This is a genomic window from Streptomyces lichenis (assembly GCF_023218175.1).
GTDB lineage: Bacteria > Actinomycetota > Actinomycetes > Streptomycetales > Streptomycetaceae > Streptomyces > Streptomyces lichenis.
Genome location: NZ_JALPTH010000007.1, coordinates 80,170 through 106,356 on the forward strand (window position 1 = coordinate 80,170; position 26,187 = coordinate 106,356).

At 74.3% G+C, this 26,187-nt stretch carries 21 protein-coding genes, 1 pseudogene and 1 riboswitch; of the genes and pseudogenes, 9 read left to right on the plus strand and 13 right to left on the minus strand.

Features of this window, described 5'->3' with window-relative positions:
* Positions 1–21 precede the first annotated feature (21 nt).
* The gene (locus M1O15_RS09485; protein WP_248632854.1) at positions 22–2,232 is read left to right on the plus strand and encodes a sulfatase family protein; all 2,211 of its coding nucleotides are present in this window, start codon (positions 22–24) and stop codon (positions 2,230–2,232) included.
* On the opposite strand, the gene M1O15_RS09490 is transcribed toward M1O15_RS09485, so the two are convergent.
* From M1O15_RS09490 to M1O15_RS09510, 5 genes are read right to left on the minus strand one after another with little or no spacing between them, the layout of a single operon-like run.
* Complete coding sequence (locus M1O15_RS09490) at positions 2,219–3,058, minus strand: ECF transporter S component (RefSeq protein WP_248632855.1); 840 nt, start codon at positions 3,056–3,058, stop codon at positions 2,219–2,221. The genes M1O15_RS09485 and M1O15_RS09490 overlap by 14 nt on opposite strands.
* The gene (locus tag M1O15_RS09495) at positions 3,055–4,710 is read right to left on the minus strand and encodes an ABC transporter ATP-binding protein (RefSeq protein WP_248632856.1); all 1,656 of its coding nucleotides are present in this window, start codon (positions 4,708–4,710) and stop codon (positions 3,055–3,057) included. Before M1O15_RS09495 ends, M1O15_RS09490 begins: the two co-directional genes overlap by 4 nt.
* The gene (locus tag M1O15_RS09500; RefSeq protein WP_248632857.1) at positions 4,707–5,888 is read right to left on the minus strand and encodes an energy-coupling factor transporter transmembrane component T; all 1,182 of its coding nucleotides are present in this window, start codon (positions 5,886–5,888) and stop codon (positions 4,707–4,709) included. Before M1O15_RS09500 ends, M1O15_RS09495 begins: the two co-directional genes overlap by 4 nt.
* Positions 5,889–5,896: 8 nt before the next feature.
* Positions 5,897–6,841 carry a hypothetical protein gene (locus M1O15_RS09505; RefSeq protein WP_248632858.1) on the minus strand — a complete coding sequence of 315 codons (945 nt, stop codon included), beginning with the start codon at positions 6,839–6,841 and terminating at the stop codon, positions 5,897–5,899.
* A complete protein-coding gene (locus tag M1O15_RS09510) occupies positions 6,841–9,651 on the minus strand; it encodes a prenyltransferase/squalene oxidase repeat-containing protein (protein WP_248632859.1) in 2,811 nt (936 codons plus the stop codon). The genes M1O15_RS09505 and M1O15_RS09510 overlap by 1 nt, the downstream gene beginning before the upstream one ends.
* A gap of 406 nt (positions 9,652–10,057) precedes the next feature.
* A riboswitch (cobalamin riboswitch) is annotated at positions 10,058–10,134 on the plus strand.
* Between the two features lie 117 nt (positions 10,135–10,251).
* Here M1O15_RS09510 and M1O15_RS09515 point away from each other — a divergent pair.
* Positions 10,252–11,682: a prenyltransferase/squalene oxidase repeat-containing protein gene (locus tag M1O15_RS09515; protein ID WP_248632860.1), complete on the plus strand. Its 1,431-nt coding sequence runs from the start codon at positions 10,252–10,254 to the stop codon at positions 11,680–11,682.
* A 64-nt stretch (positions 11,683–11,746) separates the two neighbouring features.
* Here the strand turns inward: M1O15_RS09515 and M1O15_RS09520 are convergent, their stop codons facing one another.
* The 3 genes from M1O15_RS09520 to aceA form a co-directional block, all read right to left on the minus strand.
* Positions 11,747–12,235 (minus strand): DUF4430 domain-containing protein, encoded by a 489-nt coding sequence (locus M1O15_RS09520; protein ID WP_248632861.1) that lies wholly within the window; start codon positions 12,233–12,235, stop codon positions 11,747–11,749.
* A gap of 263 nt (positions 12,236–12,498) precedes the next feature.
* The gene (gene aceB, locus M1O15_RS09525) at positions 12,499–14,055 is read right to left on the minus strand and encodes a malate synthase A (protein ID WP_248632862.1); all 1,557 of its coding nucleotides are present in this window, start codon (positions 14,053–14,055) and stop codon (positions 12,499–12,501) included.
* Positions 14,056–14,086: 31 nt separating this feature from the next.
* Entirely contained in the window at positions 14,087–15,370 is a 1,284-nt protein-coding gene (gene aceA, locus M1O15_RS09530; protein ID WP_248632863.1) for an isocitrate lyase, read from the minus strand.
* Positions 15,371–15,765: 395 nt separating this feature from the next.
* Here aceA and M1O15_RS09535 point away from each other — a divergent pair, with 395 nt between their 5' ends.
* The 5 genes and pseudogenes from M1O15_RS09535 to M1O15_RS09550 all read left to right on the plus strand — a co-directional run bounded on the left by M1O15_RS09535 (position 15,766) and on the right by M1O15_RS09550 (position 19,023).
* Positions 15,766–17,193: a short-chain fatty acyl-CoA regulator family protein gene (locus M1O15_RS09535; RefSeq protein ID WP_248632864.1), complete on the plus strand. Its 1,428-nt coding sequence runs from the start codon at positions 15,766–15,768 to the stop codon at positions 17,191–17,193.
* A 55-nt stretch (positions 17,194–17,248) separates the two neighbouring features.
* Positions 17,249–17,515, plus strand: a complete 267-nt coding sequence (locus M1O15_RS09540) for a sigma-70 family RNA polymerase sigma factor (protein WP_248632865.1) — start codon at positions 17,249–17,251, stop codon at positions 17,513–17,515.
* A gap of 88 nt (positions 17,516–17,603) precedes the next feature.
* Positions 17,604–17,813 (plus strand): annotated as a pseudogene (locus tag M1O15_RS31830) (winged helix-turn-helix domain-containing protein); the annotation flags it as partial.
* A gap of 104 nt (positions 17,814–17,917) precedes the next feature.
* The gene (locus M1O15_RS09545; protein WP_248632866.1) at positions 17,918–18,349 is read left to right on the plus strand and encodes an FCD domain-containing protein; all 432 of its coding nucleotides are present in this window, start codon (positions 17,918–17,920) and stop codon (positions 18,347–18,349) included.
* 11 nt (positions 18,350–18,360) lie between these two features.
* Positions 18,361–19,023 (plus strand): sterol desaturase family protein, encoded by a 663-nt coding sequence (locus M1O15_RS09550; RefSeq protein WP_248632867.1) that lies wholly within the window; start codon positions 18,361–18,363, stop codon positions 19,021–19,023.
* A 24-nt stretch (positions 19,024–19,047) separates the two neighbouring features.
* Here M1O15_RS09550 and M1O15_RS09555 read toward each other — a convergent pair whose 3' ends face one another.
* Both M1O15_RS09555 and M1O15_RS09560 read right to left on the minus strand, forming a co-directional pair.
* Positions 19,048–19,479: a response regulator gene (locus M1O15_RS09555; protein ID WP_248632868.1), complete on the minus strand. Its 432-nt coding sequence runs from the start codon at positions 19,477–19,479 to the stop codon at positions 19,048–19,050.
* Positions 19,451–19,840 carry a hypothetical protein gene (locus tag M1O15_RS09560; RefSeq protein WP_248632869.1) on the minus strand — a complete coding sequence of 130 codons (390 nt, stop codon included), beginning with the start codon at positions 19,838–19,840 and terminating at the stop codon, positions 19,451–19,453. Before M1O15_RS09560 ends, M1O15_RS09555 begins: the two co-directional genes overlap by 29 nt.
* A 123-nt stretch (positions 19,841–19,963) precedes the next feature.
* Between M1O15_RS09560 and M1O15_RS09565 the strand changes: the two genes are divergently transcribed.
* Both M1O15_RS09565 and M1O15_RS09570 read left to right on the plus strand, forming a co-directional pair.
* Positions 19,964–21,583, plus strand: a complete 1,620-nt coding sequence (locus M1O15_RS09565) for a sensor histidine kinase (RefSeq protein WP_248632870.1) — start codon at positions 19,964–19,966, stop codon at positions 21,581–21,583.
* Positions 21,580–22,785, plus strand: a complete 1,206-nt coding sequence (locus tag M1O15_RS09570; protein WP_248632871.1) for a PP2C family protein-serine/threonine phosphatase — start codon at positions 21,580–21,582, stop codon at positions 22,783–22,785. The genes M1O15_RS09565 and M1O15_RS09570 overlap by 4 nt, the downstream gene beginning before the upstream one ends.
* A 98-nt stretch (positions 22,786–22,883) precedes the next feature.
* Here the strand turns inward: M1O15_RS09570 and rpmF are convergent, their stop codons facing one another.
* The 3 genes from rpmF to M1O15_RS09585 all read right to left on the minus strand — a co-directional run bounded on the left by rpmF (position 22,884) and on the right by M1O15_RS09585 (position 26,088).
* On the minus strand, positions 22,884–23,054 hold the full coding sequence (rpmF, locus tag M1O15_RS09575) for a 50S ribosomal protein L32 (protein ID WP_248632872.1): 171 nt from the start codon (positions 23,052–23,054) through the stop codon (positions 22,884–22,886).
* Between the two features lie 125 nt (positions 23,055–23,179).
* On the minus strand, positions 23,180–24,709 hold the full coding sequence (locus tag M1O15_RS09580) for a cryptochrome/photolyase family protein (protein WP_248632873.1): 1,530 nt from the start codon (positions 24,707–24,709) through the stop codon (positions 23,180–23,182).
* Between the two features lie 2 nt (positions 24,710–24,711).
* Positions 24,712–26,088, minus strand: a complete 1,377-nt coding sequence (locus tag M1O15_RS09585) for a cryptochrome/photolyase family protein (protein WP_248632874.1) — start codon at positions 26,086–26,088, stop codon at positions 24,712–24,714.
* Positions 26,089–26,187 lie beyond the last annotated feature (99 nt).

Below are 26,187 nucleotides of genomic sequence, written 5' to 3' on the forward strand. Positions count from 1 at the left end.
CGCCCCACAGAGGAGCCCGCCATGCCCAGACGACGCACCGTCCTCGCCGGTTCGGCCGCCGCGCTCGGCCTCACCGCCCTGCCCGACCAGCCCCCGGCCACCGCCACCACCCCGGCCTCCGCCGTCCGCCCGCCCAATGTGGTCCTCGTCCTCGCCGACGACCTCGGCTACGGCGAACTCGGCGCCTACGGGCAGAAGCTGATCGCCACCCCGCGCCTGGACCGGCTGGCCGCCGAGGGGCTGCGCTTCACCGACGCCTACTCCACCGCCGCGGTCTGCGCCCCCTCCCGCTGCTCCCTGCTGACCGGGCTGCACACCGGGCACGCCACCGTCCGGGCCAACCCCTCCGGCGCCCAGGGCGCGCTGACCGCCGAGGACACCACCTTCGCCCAGGTGCTGAAGGCCCGCGGCTACCGCACCGCCGTCATCGGCAAATGGGGCTTCGGCCCCGAGGCCCCCGGCCAGGCCAGCCACCCCACCGACCGGGGGTTCGAGGAGTTCTACGGCTACCTCACCCACGGCCACGCCCACCAGTACTACCCCGAGTACCTCTGGCACAACGGCACCAGGGAGACCATCCCCGCCAACGCGGGCGGCAAGCAGGGCGCCTACGCCCCCGAGCTGTTCGCCCGCCGCGCCCTGGACTTCATCGACGCCCACCGCGCGGAGCCCTTCCTGCTGCTGCTCACCCCCAACACCCCGCACGCGCCCAGCGACAAGGTGCCCGGCTCCGAGGCCTACGCCGGACGGGGCTGGTCCGCCGCCAACCAGGGCCACGCCGCCCAGGTCACCTTCCTGGACACCCTCGTCGGCCGGGTCGTGGACCGGCTGCGCGCCCACGGCCTGGAGCGGGACACCGTGCTGCTGGTCACCAGCGACAACGGCCCGCACGAGGAGGGCGGCGCCGACCCGGAACTCTGCGACTCCAACGGCCCGTTGCGCGGCTACAAGCGCAACCTCTACGAGGGCGGCATCCGGGTCCCGCTGCTCGCCTGGGGCCCCGGCCGGGTCGCCGCGGGCACCACCGCCCGCCCCACCCCGCTCACCGATCTGCTGCCCACCCTCGCCGAACTCGGCGGCGCCCCCGCACCCGCCGACACCGACGGGCTCTCCGCCGCCCCGCTGCTGGCCGGCGGCGCGGACGCGGCCCGCCACGGCCACCTCTACTGGTTCCGCGACGAGAAGGGCGTGACCAGCCGGGCCGACAAGGAGGACCAGGGGCGGGCCACCTGGCTCGCCGAGGCGGTCCGCCGGGACAACTTCAAAGCCGTGCGCTTCGCCCCCGTACGCGACCACAACCTCCCCGACGAGCAGTGGCAGGTGGAGCTGTACGACCTCGCCACCGACCCCGGCGAGCGCAGCGACGTGGCGGGGCGGCACCCCTCCACCGCGGCCGCCCTGGTGGCGCTGATGCGCTCCTCCTGGCAGGACCAGTACCCCCGCGCCCCCTTCGGCACCCGGCTCACCGCCCCCGCCCTCGCCGTCCCCGGGCGGCCCGCCACCGTCACCGCCACCCTCGCCAACGGCTCCACCCGGCCCTGGACCGGCGCCCGGCTCACCCTCGCCGCCCCGGCCGGCTGGACCGTCACCGCCACCGGACCGACCACCGCCGACCGGCTCGCCCCCGGCGGACGGCTCACCGCGAGCTGGCAGGTCACCCCGCCGGCCGGCGCCGCCCCGGGCACCCGCTGGCCGCTCACCGCCACCGGCACCGCGACCGCCCCCGGCGGCCCCCTCACGTACACCGACCGCGCCACCGTCACCACCCCGCCGCCCGCCCCGACCCGGGACTCCTACCTCTCCGACCTTCTCTGGATCTCCGCCGCCAACGGCTGGGGCCCGGTCGAGAAGGACGCCTCCAACGGCAAGAACGCGGCCGGTGACGGCACCCCCATCGCCTTCGGCTCCACGGTGTACGCCAAGGGACTCGGCGTCCACGCGCCCAGCGACATCGCCTACCACCTGGGCGGCAAGGGCGGCCGGTTCACCGCCCTGGTCGGCATCGACGACTTCTCCGCCCGGCAGTCCGCCACCGGTGCCACCCGCGCCCTGGTATACGGCGACGACCGGCCGCTCCACACCAGCCCGGTGCTCACCGCCGCCGGCGGCCCGGCCACCGTGGACCTGGACGTCCGCGGGGTGCGGGTGCTGCGCCTGGTGGTCTTGGACGCCAACGGCAACTCCGGCTTCGACCACACCTCCTGGGCACTGGCCCGGGTCACCGTGGTCTGATCTCCCCGTTCTCCGGAAGCTCCGGTGCGGGCGGCGGGGAGGGGCTGAACCGCACCGGGGCCTGGAAGCGGGCCTTGCGGGCCGCCCGCCGGAACACCGCCAGTACGGCCGGGCCGGCCAGCAGTACGCAGACGAAGTTGGTCACCGCCCGCCCGGTGTCCCAGCCCAGCGAGGTCGCCACATCGAAGGCGAGGTACCGCTGCCACTGCTCGGTGAACGGCAGCCCCGGCAGATAGGCGAGCGAACTGCCGGGGTCCACCGAGAACGGCCAGAACGACAGATTGAGCAGAAAGCCGAAGAGGTACCCGGACAGCGAGCCGTACACCGCGAGCATCAGCACCTCGCCCCGCCCGGTCGCCCGGGGCAGCAGCCCGGCGAGCATCCCCACGAAGGCGCAGCCGAACATCTGGTACGGCATCCAGGGCCCGACCCCGCCGGTGATCAGCGCCGAGGCGAACAGCGAGGTGCAGCCCAGGGTGAAGCCGAACCCCGGCCCGTACACCCTCCCCGCCAGCACCAGCAGGAAGAACACCGTCTCGATGCCCGCGGTGCCCGCGCCCAGCGGCCGCAGCGCCGCGTTCACCGCCGACAGCACCCCCAGCATGGCCAGCGCCTTGGAGTCCACCCCGCCCTCGGCGATCTCCGACACCACCACGCAGAGCACCAGCACCAGCAGCACCCCGAAGATCAGCGGCGGCGCGTAGTTCGAGCCGAACGTGCCCGGGGCGACCACGAACGGCCAGAAGAAGGCGACCAGCCCGAGGAAGGAGGCCAGCACGATCACCACCCCCGCGCGCGGGCCGATCCGCACCGCCACGGTCCTCACGCCGACCCACCGCCGTCCAGCACGGCCGACACCTGGCCGGTGGTGAGATACGGCAGCGGGGCGAGCACCTTCGCCACCTGCGGGGCGAACACCGGCGAGGCGGTGATCACCTCGCTGGTCGGCCCGTCCGCCACGATGTCCCCCTCCGCCATCACCACCACCCGGTCCGCCGCCCGGGCCGCGAACTCCACATCATGGGTGGAGACCACCACCGCCCGGCCCTCCGCCGCCAGCGCGTCCACGATCCCGATGAGCTGGGCCTTGGCCGTGTAGTCCAGGCCCCGGGTGGGCTCGTCCAGCAGCAGCACCCCGGGCGCCGCCGAGAGCTGCACCGCCAGTACCAGCGCCAGCTTCTGCCCCTCGGAGAGGTCCCGTGGATGGATCGCGTCCGGGATGCCGGGCGCCAGCCGGTCCAGGATCTCCCGGGCCGACGGACCGCCCGACTCGGCGCCCGGGACCGCGGCGTCCGCGTCCGCCTGCTCCAGCTCCTCCTTGACCGACTCCCGATAGAGCAGGTCCGTCGGGGTCTGCGGCACCAGCCCGACCAGCCGGCGCGCCCCGGCCGCCGGCAGCTCGCGCGGATCGGCCGTACCGCCCTCGGCGCCGGCCACCACCCGGACCCGCCCGGCCCGGCGCGGCCCCGAGCCCTGGAGCGCCCAGAGCAGCGAGGACTTGCCCGAGCCGTTGCGCCCCATCAGCGCGGTCACCTCACCGCCGCGCAGCTCCAGCCCCACTTCCCGTACCGCGGGCACCCCCTGGTAGGCGACCGACACCCCGCGGGCGGTCAGCAGCACCGGACGCGGCCGCTCGGCGGGCGGCCGTACGGCGGGCACCTCCGCCCCCCGCAGCCTCTCCCGCAACGGGGCCGCCGAGCGGCGGGCGTCCCGGATGGACAGCGGCAGCGGCTCCCAGCCGGCCGCCCGGCCCAGCTCCACCACCGGCGGGGCGATGGCGGAGGTACGGAACACCTCGGCGGGCACCCCGGACTCGACCCGGCCGCCGCCGGGCAGATGGATCACCCGGTCCGCGTACTGCACCACCCGCTCCAGCCGGTGCTCGGCCAGCAGCACCGTCACCCCCAGGTCGTGCACCAGCCGGGTCACCGCCGACAGCACCTCCTCGGCCGCCGTCGGATCCAGCGCGGAGGTGGGCTCGTCCAGCACCAGTACCCGGGGGTGGGCGGTCAGCACCGAGCCGATCGCCACCCGCTGCTGCTGGCCGCCGGACAGCTCGTACAGGGCCCGATGGCGCAGATCGGCCAGCCCCAGCAGATCGAGGGTCTCCTCCACCCGCTTGCGCATCACCGCCGGGGCCACCGCCAACTGCTCCATGGCGTAGGCCAGTTCCTCCTCGACGGTGTCGGTGACGAAACCGTCCAGCGGGTCCTGCCCCACCACCCCCACCACATCGGCGAGTTCGCGCGGCGGATGTGCGGCGGTGTCCCGGCCGTCCACGGTCACCCGCCCGTACAGGGTGCCGCCGGTGAAGTGCGGCACCAGTCCGTTCACCGCGCCGAGGAGGGTGGACTTGCCGACGCCCGTGTGCCCGACGACCAGGGCGAGTTCGCCCTCCTCGACGGTAAGGTCCACACCCTGAAGCACCGGCTCGGTGGCCCCGTCGTAGACGACACTCACCTGCTCGAAGACGATCATCCGCGGTCCCTGGTGGTTCGGTGGTGGTCCGGTACGGGGGCGGGGCGGTGCGCCCGGGGCGGCGGCGCGGCCAGTCCGGCGGCCCCCGCCAGCAGGATCGCGGCCGCCGGGACCGGTGGCAGCGCCGGCCAACCCAGCGGGTAGATCGACGGATTGAGGTCGGCCGCGTCGAAGCCGGTGCCGGCGAACAGCACCACCGCCGACACCACCCCGCATCCGGCCACCGCCCACTCCGCCGCCCGCCAGGGGTCCGGCCGGTAGGAGGTACGGGTCACCCGGCGGCCGCCCAGCCGCAGCCCGGCCACACAGAGCAGCGCCCCCGCGCCCAGCGCCGGGAAACCCAGCGGCGCGGGCGCCGTGGCGTCCAGCAGCCCGTACGCCCCGGCGCACAGCCCGCACATTCCGGACAGCATCAGCACCCCGGTCACCCGCCGGGAGCGTGCGGTCACCGTACCGGCCCGCCCGTACCCCCGCGAGTCCATCGCCGCCGCCAGCCGCAGCGACCGCTCCAGCGCGTCCTCCAGCACCGGGACCACGATCCCGCGCAGAGCGCGAAGTCCCTTGCTGCGACCGGCCCGCAGCCGCCGGGCCCGGTGCACCCGCTGCACGCTCTGCACCAGCTGCGGGGCCACGCTCAGCGAGACGGTGACCGCCACCCCCAGCTCGTACAGCGCCCCGGGCAGCACCCGCAGCGCCCGCTTGGGATTGGCCAGGGTGTTGGCCGCGCCGATGCAGCAGAGCATGCAGGCCAGCCGCAGCCCGTCGGTGGCGGCCGACAGCAGTGCCTCCAGCGACACCGGCCCGCCGAGCCGGATCCCGGCGTACCAGTCGGGGGTGGGGATACGCGGCAGGGCGAAGAGGAAGTGGTCGGTGGGGGTGGTCCCGGTGGCGAACACCGCCCGGAACACCACCCGGACCGCCACCACCGCCAGCGCCAGCCACAGGTAGTAGCGGAACCCCCGGGCCCAGGGCGCCTCGGTGCGGCGGGCGGTGACCACGAAGCCGAGCACCGCCAGCACCAGGAAGAGCAGCAGCGGGTTGTTGGTGCGGCTGACCGCGGTGGCCAGCGCCAGCGCCCAGATCCACCAGGCCACCGGGTGCAGTTGGCGGGGCAGCCGGCGCCCCCGGGCGTCCGGGGCCGCAGTGGTACTTGGCGTGGCCGGGGTGGTACGGGACACCGGGCCGCCTACTCGGTACGGCGCCGGCGCCTGGCCGCGTACCCGGCACCGCCGCCGAGCACCAGCACCAGCGCGGCGGTCGCCACCACCGGCCACACCGACCCCGGATCGTGGGCCGCCTCGGCGGCCGGGGCCGCGTCCACCACCTTCGCTCCGTCGGTCGGGGTCTTCTTCGGCGCGGTGGCGACCGAGGCGGACGGCGAGGGCGAGGCGGATGCCGAAGGCGACGCAGACGGGGTGGCCGTCGGCGCCGGCGTCTTCTCCGGCTGCTTCGGCTTCTCCGGCTTCTTCGGAGGTGTGGCGGCGGGGGTACGGGTGGCCGGGGGCCGGGCGGCCTGGTCCTGGCCGCCGCCGTCGGCAGGCCGGGGCGCGGGCGGCCGGGGCTGACTCCCGCCGGTGGGGCGCGTGTTGCGGGCGCGCAGCTGGTCCGGGGTGACGCTGGGGCGGCCCTCGGTGCCCTCGATGTCCGTCCCACCGAAGATCCACAGGTCCACGCTGCCCGGCTTGGGCCGGTAGGCCATGGCGCCGAGCCGGCTGTACTCCCACCTGTTCTCGCCCGGGTCGGCGTGCCAGTACGACCAGTAGGCGGTGGCCGGGGGAGTGAGGACGCAGTCCTCGTCGGCGGAGGTCGGGTACTGCCGCCCGCCCTGGTGCCCGCTGTAGCCGATCCGGCAGATGAACGCCGGACCGTCGTGCCCGGTGCCGGTGGTGCGCCAGCCGCCCTGGTTGAGCAGCTCGAAGCCGGTGGTGGGGGTGGTGCCGCAGGAGCGGTAGACCGGGCCGCCCCAGTGGCTGAAGTCCACCGCCAGCACCACCCCGGCGGAGGTGGTGCACGTCCCGATGGGCTGCGGGGCCGCCGAGGCGGGGGCCGCCGTCGCGGTGAGCGCCCCGGCGGTGACCGCCAGCGCGGCCGCGCCCCGGGCCAGCGCCCGGACGGTACGGGGGGAGCCCATCACCGCTCCCCGTGCGCCGTGCGCTGCCGGCGGGCGTACGCCACGGTCCACCAGCCGGCCAGCGACAGCAGCGCGGCCAGGGCGGCGAGCGCCCCGACCCGGACGCCGGTGGCGGCCAGGGAGCCGCTGCCGCCCTGGGCGGTGGCCCCGGTGCCGCCGCCCGTGGCCGCCGTACCCCCGGTGTCACCCGGGGTGACGATCACCGGGGCCGAGGCGGCGGTGGAGGGCGCCGGGCCGGGTGGCTGCTCGACGGTGCCGGTCAGGTCCCCGGTCAGGGTGGCGAAGGAGATCCCCTCGGCGCCGCTGACCGCCTGGGCGGAGGCCCGGATGTCCGAACCGGGCTCCCCGGCGGCCACGGTGAACCCGCCGTCCTTGTTCTGCTGGCCGGCCAGGAACTTCCGCGCCTTGATGATCTGGTCCCGGTACTTCCCGGCGTCCAGGGCGAATCCCTGGATGGCGAGGGCGGTGGAGTTCACCGAGGAGCCGGTGTCCGAGGCGCCCAGGAAGCCGCCGTCCGACTGCTGCTTGCCCGCCAGGAAGGCGAGCGCCTTGTCCACCGCCCGCTCGGCCCGCTCGCCCCCGGCCAGGTCCACGGCCATCGCGGCCATCGCGGTGGAGTCCACGTCGGAGTTGCCGGTGCTGGGGATGATGCTGGGCCAGGCGCCGGTCTTCCGGTCCTGGATGCCGAGCAGATACGCCACCGGCGCCTCGGCTGCCTTCGTCTCACCCGCACGCAGCTGGGCCATGATCCCCAGCGACTGGCCGAAGACCGAGTCGACATAGGTGTAGGCGCCCGGGCCCGCGCACTTGCGGGGGTCGGACTCGATACGGGCCTCGCACACCAGCTTGCCGAGCCCGGCGATCAGGTCCTGCCCGCCGAAGTTCCGCGGGTCGCGGCCCACCACCTCGGCCAGCAGCGCCGTCTTTCCGGTCTTGCCGCTCATCGGGTACTCGGTGCCCAGACCGGTGTAGTTCCGGATGGTCTTCCCGTTGGGGTCCTTGCCGAGCCCGTCCAGGAAGTCCACGATGCGCCGCAGCGTCTGCGGGTCCTCGCCGGTGGCGGCGAGGGCGAAGGCGCCGTCGATGGTCAGGCCGTGGTCCGCCACGGTGCGCGAGATGTCGAAGTAGTAAACGCCCCGCTGGAGGTTGGCCGGCCTGGTCAGATAGGCCACGCCCCGGGCGAGGTCCGGCCCCTGCCCCGGGAGCGGGGCCGGCTTGGTGGGCTTGGGCCCGGGCGTGGTCGGCTTCGGGCCGGGCTTGGTGGGCTCGGGGCCCGGCTCGGTGGGCTTCGGTCCCGGGCCCGGCTTCCTCGCGGTCAGCTCGACCAGGCTGGTGCCGGCGTCCGCCAGCAGTACCGGAGCGGTGGCGTTGACCGTGGTGTCGGCCCCGTCCTCGAAGCCGAAGCCGCCCTCGGGGCGCTGCTGCCGGGAGAGCCAGGCCACCGCGGCCTCGGCCCTGGCCCTCTCACCGAGGGCGCGCAGCGCCTGCGCGGCCGCCGCGGTGACCGGCGAGCTGCCGCTCGGCGCCCCGGTCCAGCCCAGGTAGGAGCCGTCCGGCCGCTGCTCCTTCTTCAGATAGGCCAGTGCCTTGGCCACGGTGGCGTCCTGTCCGCCGGCCCGCTTCAGCACCAGGGCGGCCAGAGCGCTGGTGCCCGGGTCCGGGTCGCAGTTCTCGCCCTCCCGGATGAGGACATAGGAGAAGCCGCCGTTGGGGCACTGCTGGGCCACCAGCCGCCGGACCGCCGGGGCGGGCGGCCGGACACCGGCCCGCTCCAGGGCGAGCAGGGCGTGGGCCTGGCCCTCGGCGGAGGAGGCGTTGACGAAGTCACCGGGGGCGGTGCAGCCCGCCCCGGGTCCGGTGGCGCACACCTGGGCGGACAGGGTGGCGATCAGGTCCTTGCCGCCGAAGGCCCGGGGGTCGCCGCCGGAGGTCTGGGCCACCAGGGCGAGCCGGGCCAGCGCGGCCGCGTTCGGCGGCTGGTCGGCGCCGTCCGGCCAGCCGTAGCCGGTGGTGGTGGCGGGCGAGGAGAGGAAGGCAGTGACCTTGCTCAGCTCGGGCGACTGGCTCTTGGCGGACGCCAGGGCGAAGGCCGCCTCGGTGGTGGCGTGCAGATTGGGGTCCTCGGCGTCCGGGTCGACGACCCGCTCGCCGTCGGTCAGCCGGCCGAGCAGCCAGCGGGCCGCCTTGGGCACATCCACCCGGCCCGGCGGCACCTGCGGGTCGCCGCCGCCCGGGTCCGGCTCCTCGCCGCCCTTGGCCCGTACGTCGTCCGGGGTGAAGGTCGGCTTGCCGGTGGTGCCGGCGACATCGGTGCCGCCGAACACCCAGGCGTCCACCTCGCCCGGCTTCAACTCACGCGCCATGGCGCCCTTGTTGCTGTACGACCAGTGGTCCTGGCCGCGGGGCGCCACCCAGTAGGACCAGTAGGCGGTGGCCTGCGGGGTGAGGACGCACTTCTCCTTGTCCGGGGTCGGGTACCGCTTGCCGCCGTGGAAGCCCTGGTACCCGATCCGGCAGAGGAACCCGGGCCCGTCGTGCTGGGTGCCCTCGGTGCCGAACCCGGCCTCGCGCAGCAGCTCGTAGCCGGTGGTCGGGGTGGGGTCGCAGCCCCGCTCGACCTTGCCGCCGAAGGGCCCGAAGTCCACCGCGACGACCGCGCCCTTGACCGCGCTGCACTCCTCCACGGGTGCGGCGACCGCCTGCCCCGCCCCCGTCGCGTACGCCAGGCAGGCGCCGAAGGCGAGCAGCGCCGCCGACACCAGCGACAGCGGTCTCCGGGCGCGCCGCCCCGATCCGATTCCCGTCCCCACCCCGGCCCCTCAAGGTCGGCCGTGCGGTGTGGCGAACGTGGCAGGAGGCCCCGGGCGGCCGAAACGGGCACCGGGGCTGGTCGAACCACGCCGTAGTCCGCGACGGCGCTTCTCGCAACAGTGCTCTTCACGACACTGCTCCCAGCCCAGGCATTCCGGCTCGCCCGCGAAAGGACGCGGGCCTACGGTTGCGGGTCAGCGCCGGATTCCGACCGGCTTCCCCTGGTACTGGCTGTTACTGGCTTACTGTCTGACTCTGTGACAGTCAGTCCAACTCCTCTGGCTGTCAGCCGGATTACACACGGCGGCGCGACGGCCGTCAAGGTGGCATGGCTCTCACCGCTCGCCCACCGGTCCCCGTGGCCAGGGCCGCGCTCCGGCGGTACCGTCCCAGAGCTGCCACATGGGGGAACCCGGTGCGAATCCGGGGCTGACGCGCAGCGGTGTGGGGCGGCCGGAAGGCCGCACCGAGCCCGAATGCCCATGGGCGGTGCACCACCAGGAAGCCGTACCTCGCGCTCGGACGGCGGCCCACCCGTGCCCGGCCGCCCACGGCGGCGACGGCACGCCCGGCCGGCGTCCCCCACCAAGGAGCAGGCCATGTCCCGTCCGCACCCCGCGTCCCGTCCCCGCGCCGCCAGACGCCTGGCGTTCGCACTGCCCGCCGCCCTCGGCGCCTTCGCGCTGACCGTGCTGCCGGCCGCCGCGACCTCCACCCCGGCGCAGATCGCCACCTCCAAGGCCAACGGGGTCGCCTACCTCAAGACCCTCCAGGCCGCCGACGGCTCCTACGCCGGCTCCGGACTGTCCAACGAGTGGGCGTTCAGCGCCTTCGCCGCCGCGGGCACCGCCGCGGTGGACGTCACCCCGGGCGGTGACACCAGCAAGAACGCCCGCACCGTCTACCGCAACCTGCTCTCCACCGCCGGCTGGCCGTCCGGCTCCCCGGTGGTCACCGACTACGAGCGGGCCGCCCTCAACGCGTACGCGGCCGGGATCGACCCGGCCCGGGTCAGCGCCTCGCGCAATCTGATCGCCCATATCTACGGCTACTGGCAGACCGCCGAGGCCGGCTACTTCGGCCCGTCCGCCACCTACAACGGCACCGTCTTCGCCGCCCTGGCGCTGCGCGGCGCCAAGACCCAGTCCGGGACCGTCCGCGTCCCGCAGGCGCTCACCGACAAGATGGTCACCCGCATCCGGGCCAACCAGCACAACGACGGCGGCTGGAACCACAGCAAGGCCGAGGGCGACCCCACCGCCCTGAACCAGCCCGGCGACATCGACATGACCGGCGCCTCGATGGCCGCGCTCTGCGTCTCCGGGGTGCCGAACACCGACACCGACATCGTCCAGGCGAAGAACTTCCTCAAGTCCAAGCTGGTCAACAACACCGGTGCGTTCAACGCCATGTTCGGAGTCAACACCAGCTCCAACGCCTGGGCCGTCTCCGGGCTGAACGCCTGCGGCATCAACCCGCAGACCGGGGACTTCCTCACCCCGGCCGGCAAGACCCCGATCGACTTCCTGCGCGCCCAGCAGCTCACCCCCGGCGGCGGCTTCAAGTACCTGCCCACCGACACCTCGCCGTCCGCCTACTCGTCCATCGACGCGTTGCGCGCGGTGGCCGCCGGCGGCTTCACCGCGGCCCCGCCGGTGCCGGTCACCTCCGGCGCCCCGCAGTGGGCCGCCACCAGCGCCTTCACCGCCGGGACTGCCACCAAGCTGGGGCTCACCGTGGACGACGGCACCGGCAACCTCAGGGTCTGCTCGGTGTCGATCACCCCGACCGGGACCACCACCACCCTCGGGGACGTGCTGAACGCGGCCACCACCGCGGCCACCCCCGCCGGCTGCGTCACCAGCGTGATCCCGTCCTCCGGCACCGGCACCGTCACCGCCGTCAACGGGACCGCGAACAGCGGCTCCTCCACCTGGAAGGTCAGCGTGGACGGCTCCGCCTTCGCCGCCGCCGCCCGCAACAAGGTGATCAACGCCGGAGACACCATCGCCCTGCGCTACGGCTCCTGAACCGGCGGCCGTCCGGGGGCCGGGCACCCGCGCCCGGCCCCCCAAGCCCTACGGCTGGATACGGCTAGAAGGAGGTCCAGGTGAAGGCCACCTGGTCACCGGCCTTCAGCTGGAACTGGCAGCCGCCGACCGGGGTGGACACCCCGTTGACCGAGATGTTCCAGTACGCCGAGGCCCCGCCGCTCACGTTCTTGATGGTGTCCACCGAGAAGTCGTCAAAGGACGGATACCAGGTCCCGTCCCAGGTGAAGTGGCGCTTGCGGGCCGCGTCGTCCAGCGCCGCCGTGGGTGTGGGCACCGCCGACGGGTGGGCGCCGCCGTTGGTGCCGTCGCACTTGTGGGTGCCGCCGGTGGCGGTGGTGACCTCATGGCCCTTGGTTCTGATCCGGCCCGTGAACAGGGTGCCGTCCGGCCCCTGCACGGTGAGGCTCACCTTGATCGGGGCGTTGGTCCTCGGGGCGGGCTTGGCGTGCGCAGTGGCGGGCGCGCCGGTGAGGGCGAGACCGAGCACGGCGGACGGTATGACGGCGCGGCGGACGAGAGCGGTGCGCATGGCGGAACCTCCGGAAGCTGATGACGGTGGCCCCTCCGGCGGACCGGAGGGTTCGGGTCGGGCGCCCGAGCGGCTGCATCCTAAGCAGAACGCCCTTACGCACAAGCGAAGTTCGGGCAAGCGGGTACGGATACGGGGCGGGCCGCGGTCTCTCCGGCCGCGCACCGCCCCGTACCGTCCTCGTGTCCGGCGGCCCCTCAGCCACCGGGCAGCAGCGGCCGGTCCCTCGACCGGCGCCCACCGGGCCCCTCAGCCCGGTCGTCTCAGTCCACGTCAGGGTGGAGCACCAGGTGCTCGCGGTACGCCCCCGGTGTGAAGAACAGCGGCAACTCCTGCGCGAGAGCCGTCCGTGCGAACAGCTGTCGGGCCTCGGCCACCGGGGCCGACGGGTCCTCGGCGAGCAGTGCCGCCGCCTCCGCGTCCAGCAGCCGGACCACCTCGGCCCGCTCCACCACCCGGTGGCGCAGCCACTGCCAGACCTGGGTGCGGGCGATCTCCGCGGTCGCCGCGTCCTCCATCAGGCCGTCCAGCACCACCGCGCCCCGCCCGCCGATCCAGGCGGCGTAGTAGCGCAGCGCCACCGCGATGTCGGAGCGCACCCCCTCCGGGGTGGGCCGTCCACTGATCCGGCGCACCGACAGCAGGTCCCGGGCACTGACCTCCACATCCTCCCGGGTGCGGCCCAGCTGGTGCGGGTCGCCGCCGAGGACGGTGCCGAACGCCTCCCGGCAGACTGGTACCAGCTCCGGGGAGGCGACCCAGGAGCCGTCGAAGCCGTCCTCCGCCTCGCGCTCCTTGTCGCGCCGCACGGCGGCCGACGCGGCCTCCCGGGCGGCCGGATCGGAGCCCGGCACCTCGGCCGACATCGCCCCGATGGCGTGCGCCCCGCGCCGGTGGCAGGTGCGCACCAGCAGCTCGGTGTAGGCGCGCATGAACGGGGCGGTCATGGTGACCCGGTCCCGGTCCGGCAGCAGGAAGTCGGTGCGGTGCCCGAAGGTCTTGATCAGGCTGAACAGGTAGTCCCAGCGGCCCGCGTTGAGCCCGGCGGCGTGCTCGCGCAGCTCATACAGGATTTCCTCCATCTCGAAGGCGGCGGTGACGGTCTCGATCAGCACGGTGGCGCGCACGGTGCCGCGCGGGATGTCCAGCAGCCGCTGGGCCAGGAGGAAGACGTCGTTCCAGAGCCGGGCCTCGTAGCGGTTCTCCAGCTTGGGGAGGTAGAAGTACGGTCCCTGCCCGGCCCCGATCTGCCGCCGGGCGCAGTGGAAGAAGTACAGCCCGAAGTCGGCCAGCGCGGCCGGCACCGGACGGCCGTCGAACTCCAGGTGCTCCTCGTCCAGATGCCAGCCGCGCGGCCGGACCATCAGGGTGGGCCGGCCGCCCGGGGCCGCTGCCCGGCCGGTCACATCGCGCAGGCAGAGCTGCCCGGCGACGATGTTCTCCCAGGTCGGCGCGGTGGCGTCCTCGAAGTCCGCCATCCAGACATCGGCCCCGGAGGCCGCCGCCCGCTCGGCCGTGCCGGGCGTCGGCGGGCCGGTGATCTCCACCCGCCGGTCCACCAGTCCCGGCGCGGGCGGCGCCACCCGCCAGGAGGCGTCCGCGCGCACTGCCCGGGTGGCGAGCGGGAAGTCCAGCGGGGAGCCCGCCGCCAGCCGGATCGCCTGCCGCCGGCGCTCCTTGAGCAGTTCGCGGCGGCGCTCGGCGAAGGCGGCGGCCAGCCGGCCGACGAAGTCCAGGGCGGCCGGGGTGAGGATCTCGTCATGGCGGTCGCCCGGAGCCGCGAGGACGCGGACGCGGCTGTCCAGTGCGCTGAGGGTCATCGGTCTCTCCTACGGGGTGGGGGCGGCCGGCCTAGTGGAACTGCTCCTCCTCGGTGGAGCCGGTCAGCGCCGTGGTGGAGGAGTTCGGGTTGACGGCGGTGGAGACCAGGTCGAAGTACCCGGTGCCGACCTCCCGTTGGTGCCTCACGGCGGTGAAGCCGTCCTTCTGGGCGGCGAACTCCCGCTCCTGGAGCTCGACATAGGCGGTCATCCCGTGCTCGGCGTAGCCCTTGGCCAGGTCGAACATGCCGTGGTTGAGCGAGTGGAAGCCGGCCAGGGTGATGAACTGGAAGCGGTAGCCCATCGCGCCCAGCTCCCGCTGGAATGTGGCGATCTGGTCGTCGTCCAGCGCGGCCTTCCAGTTGAAGGACGGCGAGCAGTTGTAGGCCAGCATCTGGTCCGGGTACCGCGCGTGGATCGCCTCGGCGAACTCACGGGCCTGCGCCAGGTCCGGGGTGCCGGTCTCGACCCAGATGAGGTCCGCGTACGGGGCGTAGGCCAGGCCGCGGGCGATGACCGGGCCCATCCCGTTGCGCACCCGGTAGAAGCCCTCCGCGGTGCGTTCGCCGGTGACGAACTCGGCGTCCCGCTCGTCCACGTCGCTGGTCAGCAGGGTGGCGGCGAGCGCGTCGGTGCGGGCGATGACCACCGTGGGCACATCGGCGATGTCGGCCGCCAGCCGGGCCGCGTTGAGGGTGCGGATGTGCTGGGAGGTGGGCACCAGCACCTTGCCGCCGAGGTGGCCGCACTTCTTCTCGGAGGCCAGCTGGTCCTCGTAGTGGATCCCGGCCGCGCCCGCCGCGATCATGGCCTTGGTCAGCTCGAAGGCGTTGAGCGGGCCGCCGAACCCGGCCTCGGCGTCGGCGACGATCGGCGCCAGCCAGTCGGTGGTGTCGCCATCGCCCTCGGAGGTGGCGATCTGGTCGGCGCGCAGCAGCGCGTTGTTGATCCGGCGTACTACCTGCGGCACCGAGTTGGCCGGGTAGAGGCTCTGGTCGGGGTAGGTGTGCCCGGCCTGGTTGGCGTCGGCGGCCACCTGCCAGCCGGACAGGTAGATCGCCTGGAGCCCGGCCTTCACCTGCTGGACGGCCTGTCCGCCGGTGAGCGCGCCCAGCGCGTGGACGTAGTCGCGCTCGTGCAGCAGGCGCCAGAGCCGTTCCGCTCCGCGCCGGGCGAGGGTGTGCTCCTCGCGGACGCTGCCGGACAGCCGCAGCACCTCCTCCGGGCCGTAGGTGCGCTCGATGCCCTGCCACCGGGGGTCGGTGGCCCAGCGCCGCGCCAGTTCCCCGGCCGCCGTCGTCTTCGCCTCTGCCATGGCCTTCACCGTCTCCTCGGGTATCCCTGATGCCAACCTCGCGGCTGCTGTCCGCGAAGGTGGCACTCCGTGTCGCAATCTCCCTGCGCGGCCCGCCGCACCCCCACCGGATGAGCTGAGCAATGCTGCCCGGACCGGCACCTCGCAGGACCCCGGATCCCCGACGTCAGGGCATGAATCGCGCCCGGTGTCCCGCCCTTGCCGCCGGAGGTCCGGCGGGCCGTGAGACGACTGTGGCACTGGCACTGAGTGCCATCAACTATGGACACCTGCCAACTTCTGTGAATCTTTCCGTCCCGATCTGCCAACTTTGCCAAGGCTCCGACGCCCCTTACGGCCCGTACGCTGACAGCCGACGGCGAGGGACGGACGCACGGCCACGGAGGAGCGCGACAGTGGGCAGGACATACGCGGGGGCGCGGCTGCGCCGGCTGCGCGAGGAGCGCCGGATGAGCCAGGCCGAGCTGGCCCGCGCCCTGGCCATCTCGCCCAGCTACCTGAACCAGATGGAGCACGACTCCCGCCCGCTCACCGTGCCGGTGCTGCTCCGGCTCACCGAGACCTTCGGCGTGGACCCGGGCTTCTTCTCCGAGCGGGACACCACCCGGCTGGTCGCCGATCTGCGCGAGGCCCTGGCCGGGGAGCTCGCCGAGGCCCGGGTGGCCCCCTCCGACCTCGCCGAGCTCGCCTCGAAGATGCCCGCCGTGGCCCGGGTGCTGGTCGACCTCGGCCGCCGCAACCAGGCGCTGGCCGAGCGGGTGTCCGGCACCGCCGACGGCCGGGAGCGGGGGCCCGGCCGGAGCGCCGGGCCGCCCCGCTCCCCGCACGAGGAGATCCGCGACTTCTTCTACCGCCGCCAGAACTACCTGGACGCCACCGACCTGGCCGCCGAGGAGCTGGCCGCGACCATCGGCATCCGGCCCGGCGAGGTCGTCGGCGCGCTCAGCGCCCGGCTCGCCGACGCCCACGGCGTGCGGCTCTCCACGGACACCGGCGAGCACCTCCACCACTACGACGGTTCCACCCGCACCCTGCACCTCTCCAGCCGGCTCCGCCCCGGCCAGCGGGCCTTCCGGATGGCCACCCAGCTCGCCCTGCTGGAGTACGGCGACGGGCTCGACCAGGAGGCGGGCGGCGACTTCGCCCCCGGCACCGCCGCGCACGCCCTGGCTCGCATCGGCGTCGCCAACTACTTCGCCGCGGCGCTGATCCTCCCGTACCGGGCCTTCCACACCGCCGCCGAGGAGGTCCGCTACGACATCGAGCGGCTCACCGACCGCTACGGCGTCGGCTACGAGACGGTCTGCCACCGCCTCAGCACCCTCCAGCGCCCCCGGCTGCGCGGGGTGCCGTTCTCCTTCGTCCGGGTCGACCGGGCCGGCAACATGTCCAAGCGGCAGTCCGCCACCGGCTTCCACTTCTCCCGGGGCGGCGGCACCTGCCCGCTGTGGAACGTCTACGAGGCCTTCGCCTCACCCGGCCGGATCGACGTCCAGGTCGCCGAGATGCCGGACCGGCAGCGCTACCTCTGGATCGCCCGGACCATCACCCGCCACCGCGGCGGCTGGGGCGAGCCGGGCAAGACCTACGCCGTCGGCCTCGGCTGCGAGCTGCGCCACGCCGGACGGCTGGTCTACTCCGACGGCCTGGACCTGGGCAGCGGATCCGCCGCCACCCCGATCGGCATGGGCTGCCGGGTCTGCGAGCGGCTGGACTGCCCCCAGCGCGCCGCACCCGCCCTCGGCCACCGCCTCGACGTCGACGAGAACCGCAGCACCTTCGTCCCCTACCCGGTGGCGCCCGACCCGGCCGACCGCCCCTGACCACCCGCGGGCCCCGCCGGGGCATGGGACCGGCCCGGCGGGGCAGTCGGCCGCTGTGACGAACGAGGACAGCGCCCGCACCGCTCCGGGCCGACTGGACGAGCTGCTGGTACGGGTGGGCCGCGGCGACCGCACCGCCTTCGGCCACCTCTACGACCGCCTCACCCCGCTGCTGCTCAGCCGCCGCCGCGCCCGCGGCGCCACCCCCGAGGAGGCCGAGGCCCAGGTCACCGCCGGGCTGGTCCGGCTCTGGCGGGACGCCCCCGGCTACCGCCCCGGCTCCGGCGCGATGGCCTTCATCTGGCACCACAGCCACCCCTGAGCACCCCGCGCCCCGCAGCGTTCATCGGCCTGAGCGAATCTGGTCCAACCAGTTGACCAGTGGCACCCCGGGCCCCAGTCTGTCCGCCGTGACCGGACCACCCCTCCGTCGTGAGACGGTCTCCGACCAGCTGTACGCGCGGCTGCGCGACCGCATCCTCGGCGGGGTGCTGCCCGCGGGCTCCGCCCTGACCGCCGAACGCGAGAGGCCCGCCGCGTACGGCGTCAACCGGCACGCCGTCCGGGAGGCCGTCAAACGCCTCCAGCAGGCCCGGCTGGTGGAGGTCAGCCACGGCGGCCGCACCCTCGTCCTGGACTGGCGGCACACCGCGGGGCTGGATCTGGCGGTGGGCCTCGCCGAGTCCGGGCAGGGCTTCGGCCTGCCGCAACTGGCCCGGACGCCATGGAGATGCGCGCCTGCGTCGGCGCCGACGCGGCCCGGCTGTGCGCTGCCCGCGGCTCGGACGCCGCCGCCCGGGCCGTGCTGGCGGCCGCCGAGCGGTACGCCGCCGCCGGCCCCGACCTCACCGCCCTGGGCGCCGCCGACGTGGCCTGGTGGCGGCTGATCGTGGAGGGCTCCGGCAACCTCGCCTATCTGCTGGCCTTCAACACCCTGGTGGGCGGCACCCCCGCCACCGCCGAGGTGCCGATGAGCCTGCGCACCGCCGAACTCCTCGACGTACCGGCCCATCTGCGGCTGGCCGCGCACATCGCGGACCGCGAGCCGGAGGCGGCCGAGCGGCTGGCCCGCGAACTGCTCTCCCGCAGCATCCCCCCGTCCGCCGAGGGCACCCCGGCGGCCGAACGCCCCGAGAGGCCGGTGAACCGACCGTGATCCCCGCCGTGATGTACGCCATACCCGCGTTCGTGCTGCTCGTCGCCGTCGAGGCGCTGTCCTACCGCTTCGCCCCCGACGACGAGGAGCGGGGCTACGAACTGCGGGACACCGCCACCAGCATGACCATGGGCGCCGGCAGCCAGGTCGTCGGACTGCCCTGGAGGGCCATCGCCCTGCTCGCCTACGCCGGCCTGTACACCCTCGCCCCCGTGCGGCTGTCAGCGGCCTCGGTGGGGACCTGGGTGCTGCTGTTCCTCGCCGACGACCTGGCGTACTACGCCTTCCACCGCGCCCACCACCGGGTGCGGGTGCTCTGGGCGAGCCATGTGGTGCACCACTCCAGCGTCCGGTTCAACCTCTCCACCGCGCTGCGGCAGAGCTGGACCCCGATGACCACCCTGCCGTTCTGGCTGCCGCTGGCGCTGCTCGGCATCCCGCCCTGGATGATCCTGCTCCAGCAGTCGGTCAGCCTGGTCTACCAGTTCTTCCTGCACACCGAACGGGTCGGAACCCTGTGGAAGCCGGTCGAGTGGGTCTTCAACACCCCGTCCCACCACCGCGTCCACCACGGCTCCAACCAGGTCTACCTGGACCGCAACTACGGCTTCGGCCCGCCCGGATGGGCCCCCGCGGCGGACCGGGCAGGCCTGACCGCCCGGGCGGAGGCGTAGGGCGCCTCCCCGCCCGGCGGGCGGCTACTGCCGGGGCAGCTTGGTGGTGGTGTCCAGGTAGAACGCGTCGATGCTCTGCACCGCCCGCTCGAAGTCCTCCAGGTTCACCGGCTTGGTGACATAGGCGTTGGCGTGCTGCCGGTAGGCGCCGGTCACGTCGTCGGGAGCCGAGGAGGTGGTGAGCACCACCACCGGGATGGTGCGCAGCTTCTCGTCGGCCTTGAGCACCGCCAGCAGCTCCCGGCCGTTCATCCGGGGCATGTTGAGGTCCAGCACGATCAGGTCGGGCCGGGTGCTCTCCGGGTCGCGCAGGTACTCCAGGGCCGCGACCCCGTCGTCGACCTGGGTGAGGTTGCGGGTTCCGCGCTCGGTCAGGGCGTCCTGGATGAGCATGGCGTCCGCGACGTCGTCCTCGACCAGCAGGACGTCATAGGGCCGAGCGGGGGCGGTCATCATCACTGGCTCCGGTGGTGTGGTCGGCTTGGTTCGGTGAAGGGTTGCTGATCAGTCCCGGCCAGCGGTTCCGGGCACCCTGCCTGGTCATGCTGGAGGCCCGGCCGATCTGCGGGTAGCCGGCGCCCGCGTCCGCCGCGTCCTGGGCGGCCTGCTCCTCCAGGCGCTCGATCGCGCCCTTCAGATGGAAGAGCATATGCAGCGTGGCCAGTGCCTCGGTCTGGGCCTCGGCCCGTTCACCGTTCGACGGCAGGGGCTGGAAGGCGCGCAGCACGAGGCGGCGGACGAGGTCGTCGACCGCGCCGGTCGCCAGCGCGGCGATCTCCTCCTCACTCATACGCAGCGAGAAGTGAATGCCAGGCATGCGCACCACTGTAGGCAATCCCACTGCCGATCGACAACACGGCTTGTCGAAAGGCGGCTACAGTATCTTCGCCGCGCGCCCGGAGCGGGCGGCTGGGACGCACACCCGAGGAGCACACCACCCATGGCAACCGACCGTACGCCGACGCCGTCCAGGAGCCCGCTGGCGAACTGGACCACCCGGCGCTGGCTGCGCGTGGGGGTGACCGTGTCCCTGGCCGTGCTGGCCGTGCTCGGCGGTGTCGGCGTCTGGACCCTGAGCCGGGCCGCCACCATCACCGACGAGCTGGTGAACCGGCGCAGCCCCGCGCTCAACAGCGCCGTCCGCCTGGAGACCGCCCTGGTCAACCAGGAGACCGGGATCCGCGGCTACGGCCTCTCCGGCGAGGAGGTGTTCCTCCAGCCGTACCGGGAGGGGCTGACCCAGGAGAAGGCGGCCGTCGGCGAGCTGCGCCGGCTGCTTCCGGACACCGGCCGGGAGCGCGGCGACCTCGGCACCGTCCTCGCCAAGGCGGAGGCCTGGCAGGGCGACATCGCCAAGCCCGTCGCGGCCGCACCGCCCGGTGACGCCGTGCCGCAGGCCGCCCAGCGGGCCGCCGACGGCAAGGCCGCCTTCGACGCCCTGCGCGCGGCGATGGACGCCCAGCAGGACCACCTGCTTCAGGCCCGGGTCGCCGCGGTGGACGACCTGGACGGCGCCACCCGGCTGCGGGACGGGGTGCTCGCGACGATCGCCGTACTGATCGTGCTGCTCGCCGCGCTGGTCTTCGAAGGGCTGCGCCGGGGCATCACCGTCCCGCTGGCCCGGCTCGGCGCCGACGCCCGCCAGGTGGCCGGCGGCACCTTCACCCACGAGGTCGCCGCCACCGGCCCCGCCGACCTGCGCCGGCTCGGCGACGACGTGGACGCCATGCGCCGGCGGCTGCTGGACGAGCTCGCCTTCACCGAGCGGGCCCGCCGGCAGCTGGACGAGCAGGCGGCCGAGCTGCGCCGCTCCAACTCCGAGCTGGAGCAGTTCGCCTATGTCGCCTCGCACGACCTCCAGGAGCCGCTGCGCAAGGTCTCCAGCTTCACCCAGCTGCTCCAGCGCCGCTACGCCGGCCAGCTGGACGCCCGCGCCGACCAGTACATCGGCTTCGCGGTGGACGGCGCCAACCGGATGCAGGTCCTCATCAACGACCTGCTCAACTTCTCCCGGGTCGGCCGCGTCCACAACGAACACCGCGCCGTGGACCTCGGCACGGTGGTCGACCAGACCGTGGACGCGCTGAGCGTCGCCATCGAGGAGTCCGGGACGACCGTCGTCCACGACCCGCTGCCCACGATCGTCGGCGACACCACCCAGCTCGGCATCCTCTGGCAGAACCTCATCTCCAACGCGGTGAAGTTCCGCCACCCCGACCGGACGCCCGAGATCCGGATCGAGGCGGCCCGCGAGGGCGAGCGGTGGCGGTTCGCGGTCAGCGACAACGGCATCGGCATCGCCCCGGAGTTCGCCGAGAAGGTCTTCGTCATCTTCCAGCGCCTGCACACCAAGGAGGCCTACCCGGGCAGCGGTATCGGGCTGGCCATGTGCAAGAAGATCGTGGAGTTCCACGGCGGCACCATCACCATCGACCCGGACCACTCCCCGGGCACCCGCTTCGTCTTCACCCTCGCGGCCGGCAAGCCCGCCGAGCCGGAGGCGGAGGCGGTCGCGGAGACGAGCGCGGCCGGCGCCGGCCGGGCCGGGGCCAGATCATGACCACCGCCGCCGAACCGCAGTACCGGATCGTCCTGGTCGAGGACGACGACGGTGACGCGCTGCTCGTCGACGAGCTGCTGATCGACACCGGGCTGCGCTACGAGCTGACCCGCTGCACCACCCTGGCCGAGGCCCGCGCCGAGCTGACCGTCCACCCGGCCGACTGCGTCCTGCTGGACCTGCACCTGCCCGACGCCATGGGCATCGGAGCGGTGGACGCCATCCAGGAGGCGGCCCCGCACGCGGCGATCATCGTGCTCACCGGTCTCGCGGAGTCCCAGGCGGGGATCGACGCGGTGGCCGCGGGCGCCCAGGACTACCTGGTCAAGGGCCGGGTCGAGCCGGACCTGCTGCACCGCGCCGTGCGCTACGCCGCCCAGCGGAAGCAGGCCGAGCGGGTCAGCGCGGCCATCCAGGCTGGCCAGCTGCGCGCCGAGGAGAACGCCCGGCTGGAGCGCGGTCTGCTGCCGCAGCCGATGCTCGGCGCCTCCCGGATCTCGGCCGCCAGCCGCTACTTCCCGGGCCGGGAACGCGCCCTGCTCGGCGGCGACTTCCTCGATGTGGTGCACACCCCCGACGGGCTGCTGCACGCCATCGTCGGCGACGTCAGCGGCCACGGCCCGGACGCGGCGGCCCTCGGGGTCTGCCTGCGCATCGCCTGGCGCGCCCTCACCCTGGGCGGCCACCGCGGCCGAGAACTGCTCGGGCTGCTGGAGCGGATGCTGGTGGCCGAGCGCACCCACGCCGACCTGTTCGCCACCGTCACTTTGGTCTGCCTGGACCAGGCCGGGCGGCGGGCCACCGTCTACCTCGCCGGGCACCACGCCCCGCTGCTCACCGGCGGCGGCTCCGCCCGCGAGGTGCGGGCCTCGCACGGCATCGCGCTCGGTATCGCGCCCGGGCTGGCCAACTGGCACCCCAGCGAGGTCGAACTGCCCGCCAACGGGGCGCTGATGATCTACACGGACGGCCTGATCGAGGGCCACCAGGGCGACGAGGACGAACGGCTCGGGGTGGAGGGGCTGATCCAGCTGGTGGACCGCATCCCGGCCGCCGACGCCGACAGCCATCTGGACGAGCTGATCACCGAGGTGCGCAAGCTCAACGCCGACCGGCACACCGACGACCTGGCCATCCTCCGGCTGGAGTGGAGCGGACTGGGGGCGGAGCCGCACCCGGCCGGCCGCGTCGGCCACCGCTGACCCGCCCGCCCCGCCGCCCCGCCGCCACGGCGGTGCTCCGCCGGGCAGGCGGTGCGGCAGCGGCCTCGGCCCGTCGGCCCCCTTCCGTACGGCGGCGCTCAGTCCTCCGGGCGCAGCAGGCCCCGCTCGTACGCCCGCCGCAGGTGCTGCGGTACGAGGAGGGTCCGGCCGTCCACGGTGACCGGGACCAGCGCCGGGGTGCTCGCCTTCCACTGGGCGCGGCGGTGGCGGGTGTTGCTGCGGGACATCTTCCGCTTGGGGACGGCCATGACGGACTCCAGGGGTCGCGGGATCGGAACGCCCGCCACCCTACATGAAAACGATTCCCGTTAAGCGGGCCGTCCCCTTCCGGCCGCCGGCCGGCCCGTTCCGACGGGGAGCCGGTGGCGGTGCCTCAGGGCGGGCCGTCGTCCACCTCCTCGTACCGCCGGCGCACCTCGTCCAGGTCGCCCAGCCGGTCCAGGCCCCGCACCGGCCGCGCGGTGCGCTGGTTGCGCTCCAGCCGGGCCCGGTGCCGGTCCATGAAGACCCAGTAGCCGACCGTGTACGGGCAGGCCCGGTCGCCGGTGCGGTCGCCCGGGCGGTAGGCGCACGGCCTGCACAGGTCGCTCATCCGGTTCACATACGCCCCGCCGGAGGTGTACGGCTTGGTGGTCATCCGGCCGCCGTCCGCGTACTGCGACATGCCCACCACATTGGGCAGCATCACCCAGTCGTAGCCGTCCACGAAGCTGCGGTGGAACCAGTCGGTCAGCGCCGCCGGGTCCCAGCCGCGCTGGAGCGCGTACCCGCCCAGCACCATCAGCCGGGGGATGTGGTGGGTCCAGCCGGTGTCCCGCACCTGCGCCAGCACCGTGGACAGGCAGCGGGCGCGGACGTCGACGGCGTCCAGCTCGTCCCACCACTCCGGCACCGGGGCGGTGTGCCCGAGCGCGTTGGAGCCCCGGTACTCCTCGCCGAAGTACCAGTACAGCTGCCAGACGTACTCCCGCCAGCCGGCGATCTGCCGGACGAACCCCTCCACGCTGTTCAGCGGCGCGGCCCCGGCCCGCCAGGCGGCCTCGGCCCGCTCCACGCACTCCGCCGGGTCCAGCAGGCCCAGGTTGAGCGAGGAGGACAGCAGGCTGTGGCTCATCACCGGGTCCCCGGCGAGCATGGCGTCCTCGTACGGCCCGAAGGACGCCAGCCGGTGCTCGGTGAACCGCTTCAGCGCGGCCAGCGCCTCCTTGCGGGTGGCCGGGAAGAGCCGGGGGCCGTCCCGGCCCACGAAGGAGACGTCCCCGTCCTTCTCCCAGCGGTCCAGGTCCCGGCGGACCTCCTCGTCGACGGAGTCCTCGCGCGGCCGGTAGGGCCGGTCCACCTCCAGGGCGTCCGCCCCGCGCGGCGGCGGCTCCCGGTTGTCGTGGTCCAGGTTCCACTTCCCGCCGGCCGGCCGGTCGCCGTCCATCAGCAGCTCATGGGTGCGCCGCACCCAGCGGTAGAAGTCCTCCTGGCGCAGCCTCGCCCCGCCGCCGTGGCCGTCCGCCCAGGCGGTGAAGTCGGCCGGGTCTACCAGGAAGCCGCGCGGCGGGCCCACCTCCACCCGCTCCAGCGACGTGACCAGTCCCAGCGCCGCCCGCGAGGTCGGGTGGTGCACGGTGACCCGGTCCCGCTTGCCGACCGCCTTCGCCAGCCCCTCCCGGTAGGTGTCGGCCTTGATGTACCGCACCCGGTCGCCCAGTTCGGCGGCCCGGTGCCGCATGGCGGAGAGCACCAAGTGGGCCTTGGCCCGGTGGAAGCGCCGCCGGCGGAACACCGAGCGGGCCTCGATCATCACCAGCGGGGTGTCCCGGCCGGGCCCGCGTCCGCCGTCCGGGTCGAGGAAGTGCGGGCCGAGCTGGTCCCCGAACAGCCAGTGGTACGCGGTGCCCTGTCCGGTCGCCATGGTCACTCCCTGCCCCGGGCCTGCTTGAACCGCCGCAGCCCCTCGTCCAGATCCACGATCGGCTCCGGGTAGTCCAGCTCCGCGCGCCGCTCGGCCGGCAGCCGCCAGGGCTCGTGCACCTTCCGTCCGGCGACCTCCCGCAGCTCCGGGACGTACCGGCGGACGTACGCGCCCTCCGGGTCGAACCGCCGGGCCTGCACCAGCGGGTTGAGCACCCGGTGCGGACGGGTGTCGGTGCCGGTGCCGGCCACCCACTGCCAGTTCATCTGGTTGTTCACCAGGTCCCCGTCGACCAGCAGGTCCAGGAAGTGCCGGGCCCCCACCCGCCAGTCCACGTACAGCGTCTTGGCCAGGAAGCTCGCCACCAGCAGCCGGGCCCGGTTGTGCATCCAGCCCTCGGCGCGCAGCTGGCGCATCGCCGCGTCCACGATCGGATAGCCGGTGCGGCCCTCCTTCCAGGCGGCCACGTCCTCCTCCGCCTCCTTCGACCGCCGCCAGGAGTCGTGCCGGGTGCGGTAGTCCTTCTCCGCCGACTCCGGCCGGGCGGCCAGCACCTGGTGGTGGAAGTCCCGCCAGGCCAGCTGCCGGACGAAGGCCTCCGCCCCGGGGCCGCCCCGCTCGCGTGCCAGATGCACCAGCTCGCCGGAGGACAGCGCGCCGAAGTGGAGGTACGGCGAGAGCCGCGAGGTGGCGTCGCCCGCCAGATCGTCGTGCCGCTCCTCGTAGGCGTCCAGACCGTCCCGCCGCCAGCGCCCGAACAGCCGCCGCCCGGCCTCCTCGCCGCCCCGGGGGACATCGGAGGAGACGCCCTCCACCTCGGAGCGGGCCGGCAGTGGCTCGGACTCCACCGCCTCCGGCACCCGCACCTTCCGCGGCGGGCCGAGCGGTTCGCGCAGGCGCAGATCGGACCAGCGGCGGAAGTACGGGGTGAACACCGCGAAGTGGTGCCCGCCGCCGGACGGCGCCACCGCCCCGGGCGCCACCGCCGTCACCACCGCGTCATGCACCCGCAGCTCCACCCCATGGTGCTCCAGCTCCTCGCGCAGCCGCTCCTCGCGGTGGTGGGCGTACCGGCTCACCCCGGCCGAGAGGTGCACCTCGGACGCCCCGCACTGCCGGGCGACGGCCACCACCTCCCGTACCACCGGCCCGGAGCGCACCACCAGCCGCCCGCCCCGCTTGCGCAGCCCGGCGTCCAGCGAGGCCAGGCAGTCGAAGAGGAAGGCCGAGCGGTTGGGCGCGTCGAACCCGGCCGCGTGCACCCCGCTGTCCCGGACGAACAGCGGCACCACCTCGTCCGCCGCGTCCAGGGCCGCCCGCAGCGGTGGATGGTCGTGCAGACGCAGGTCCGCGGTGAACAGGACGACCGCTGCGGTCATGGTGGTGCTCCCGGGCTGTGCTGGTGGTGCTGGTGGTCGGTGCGGGGCGGGCCCCGGCAGGAGTTCGGCCCCGGTGGGCCGCCGGATGGGTGTCGTACG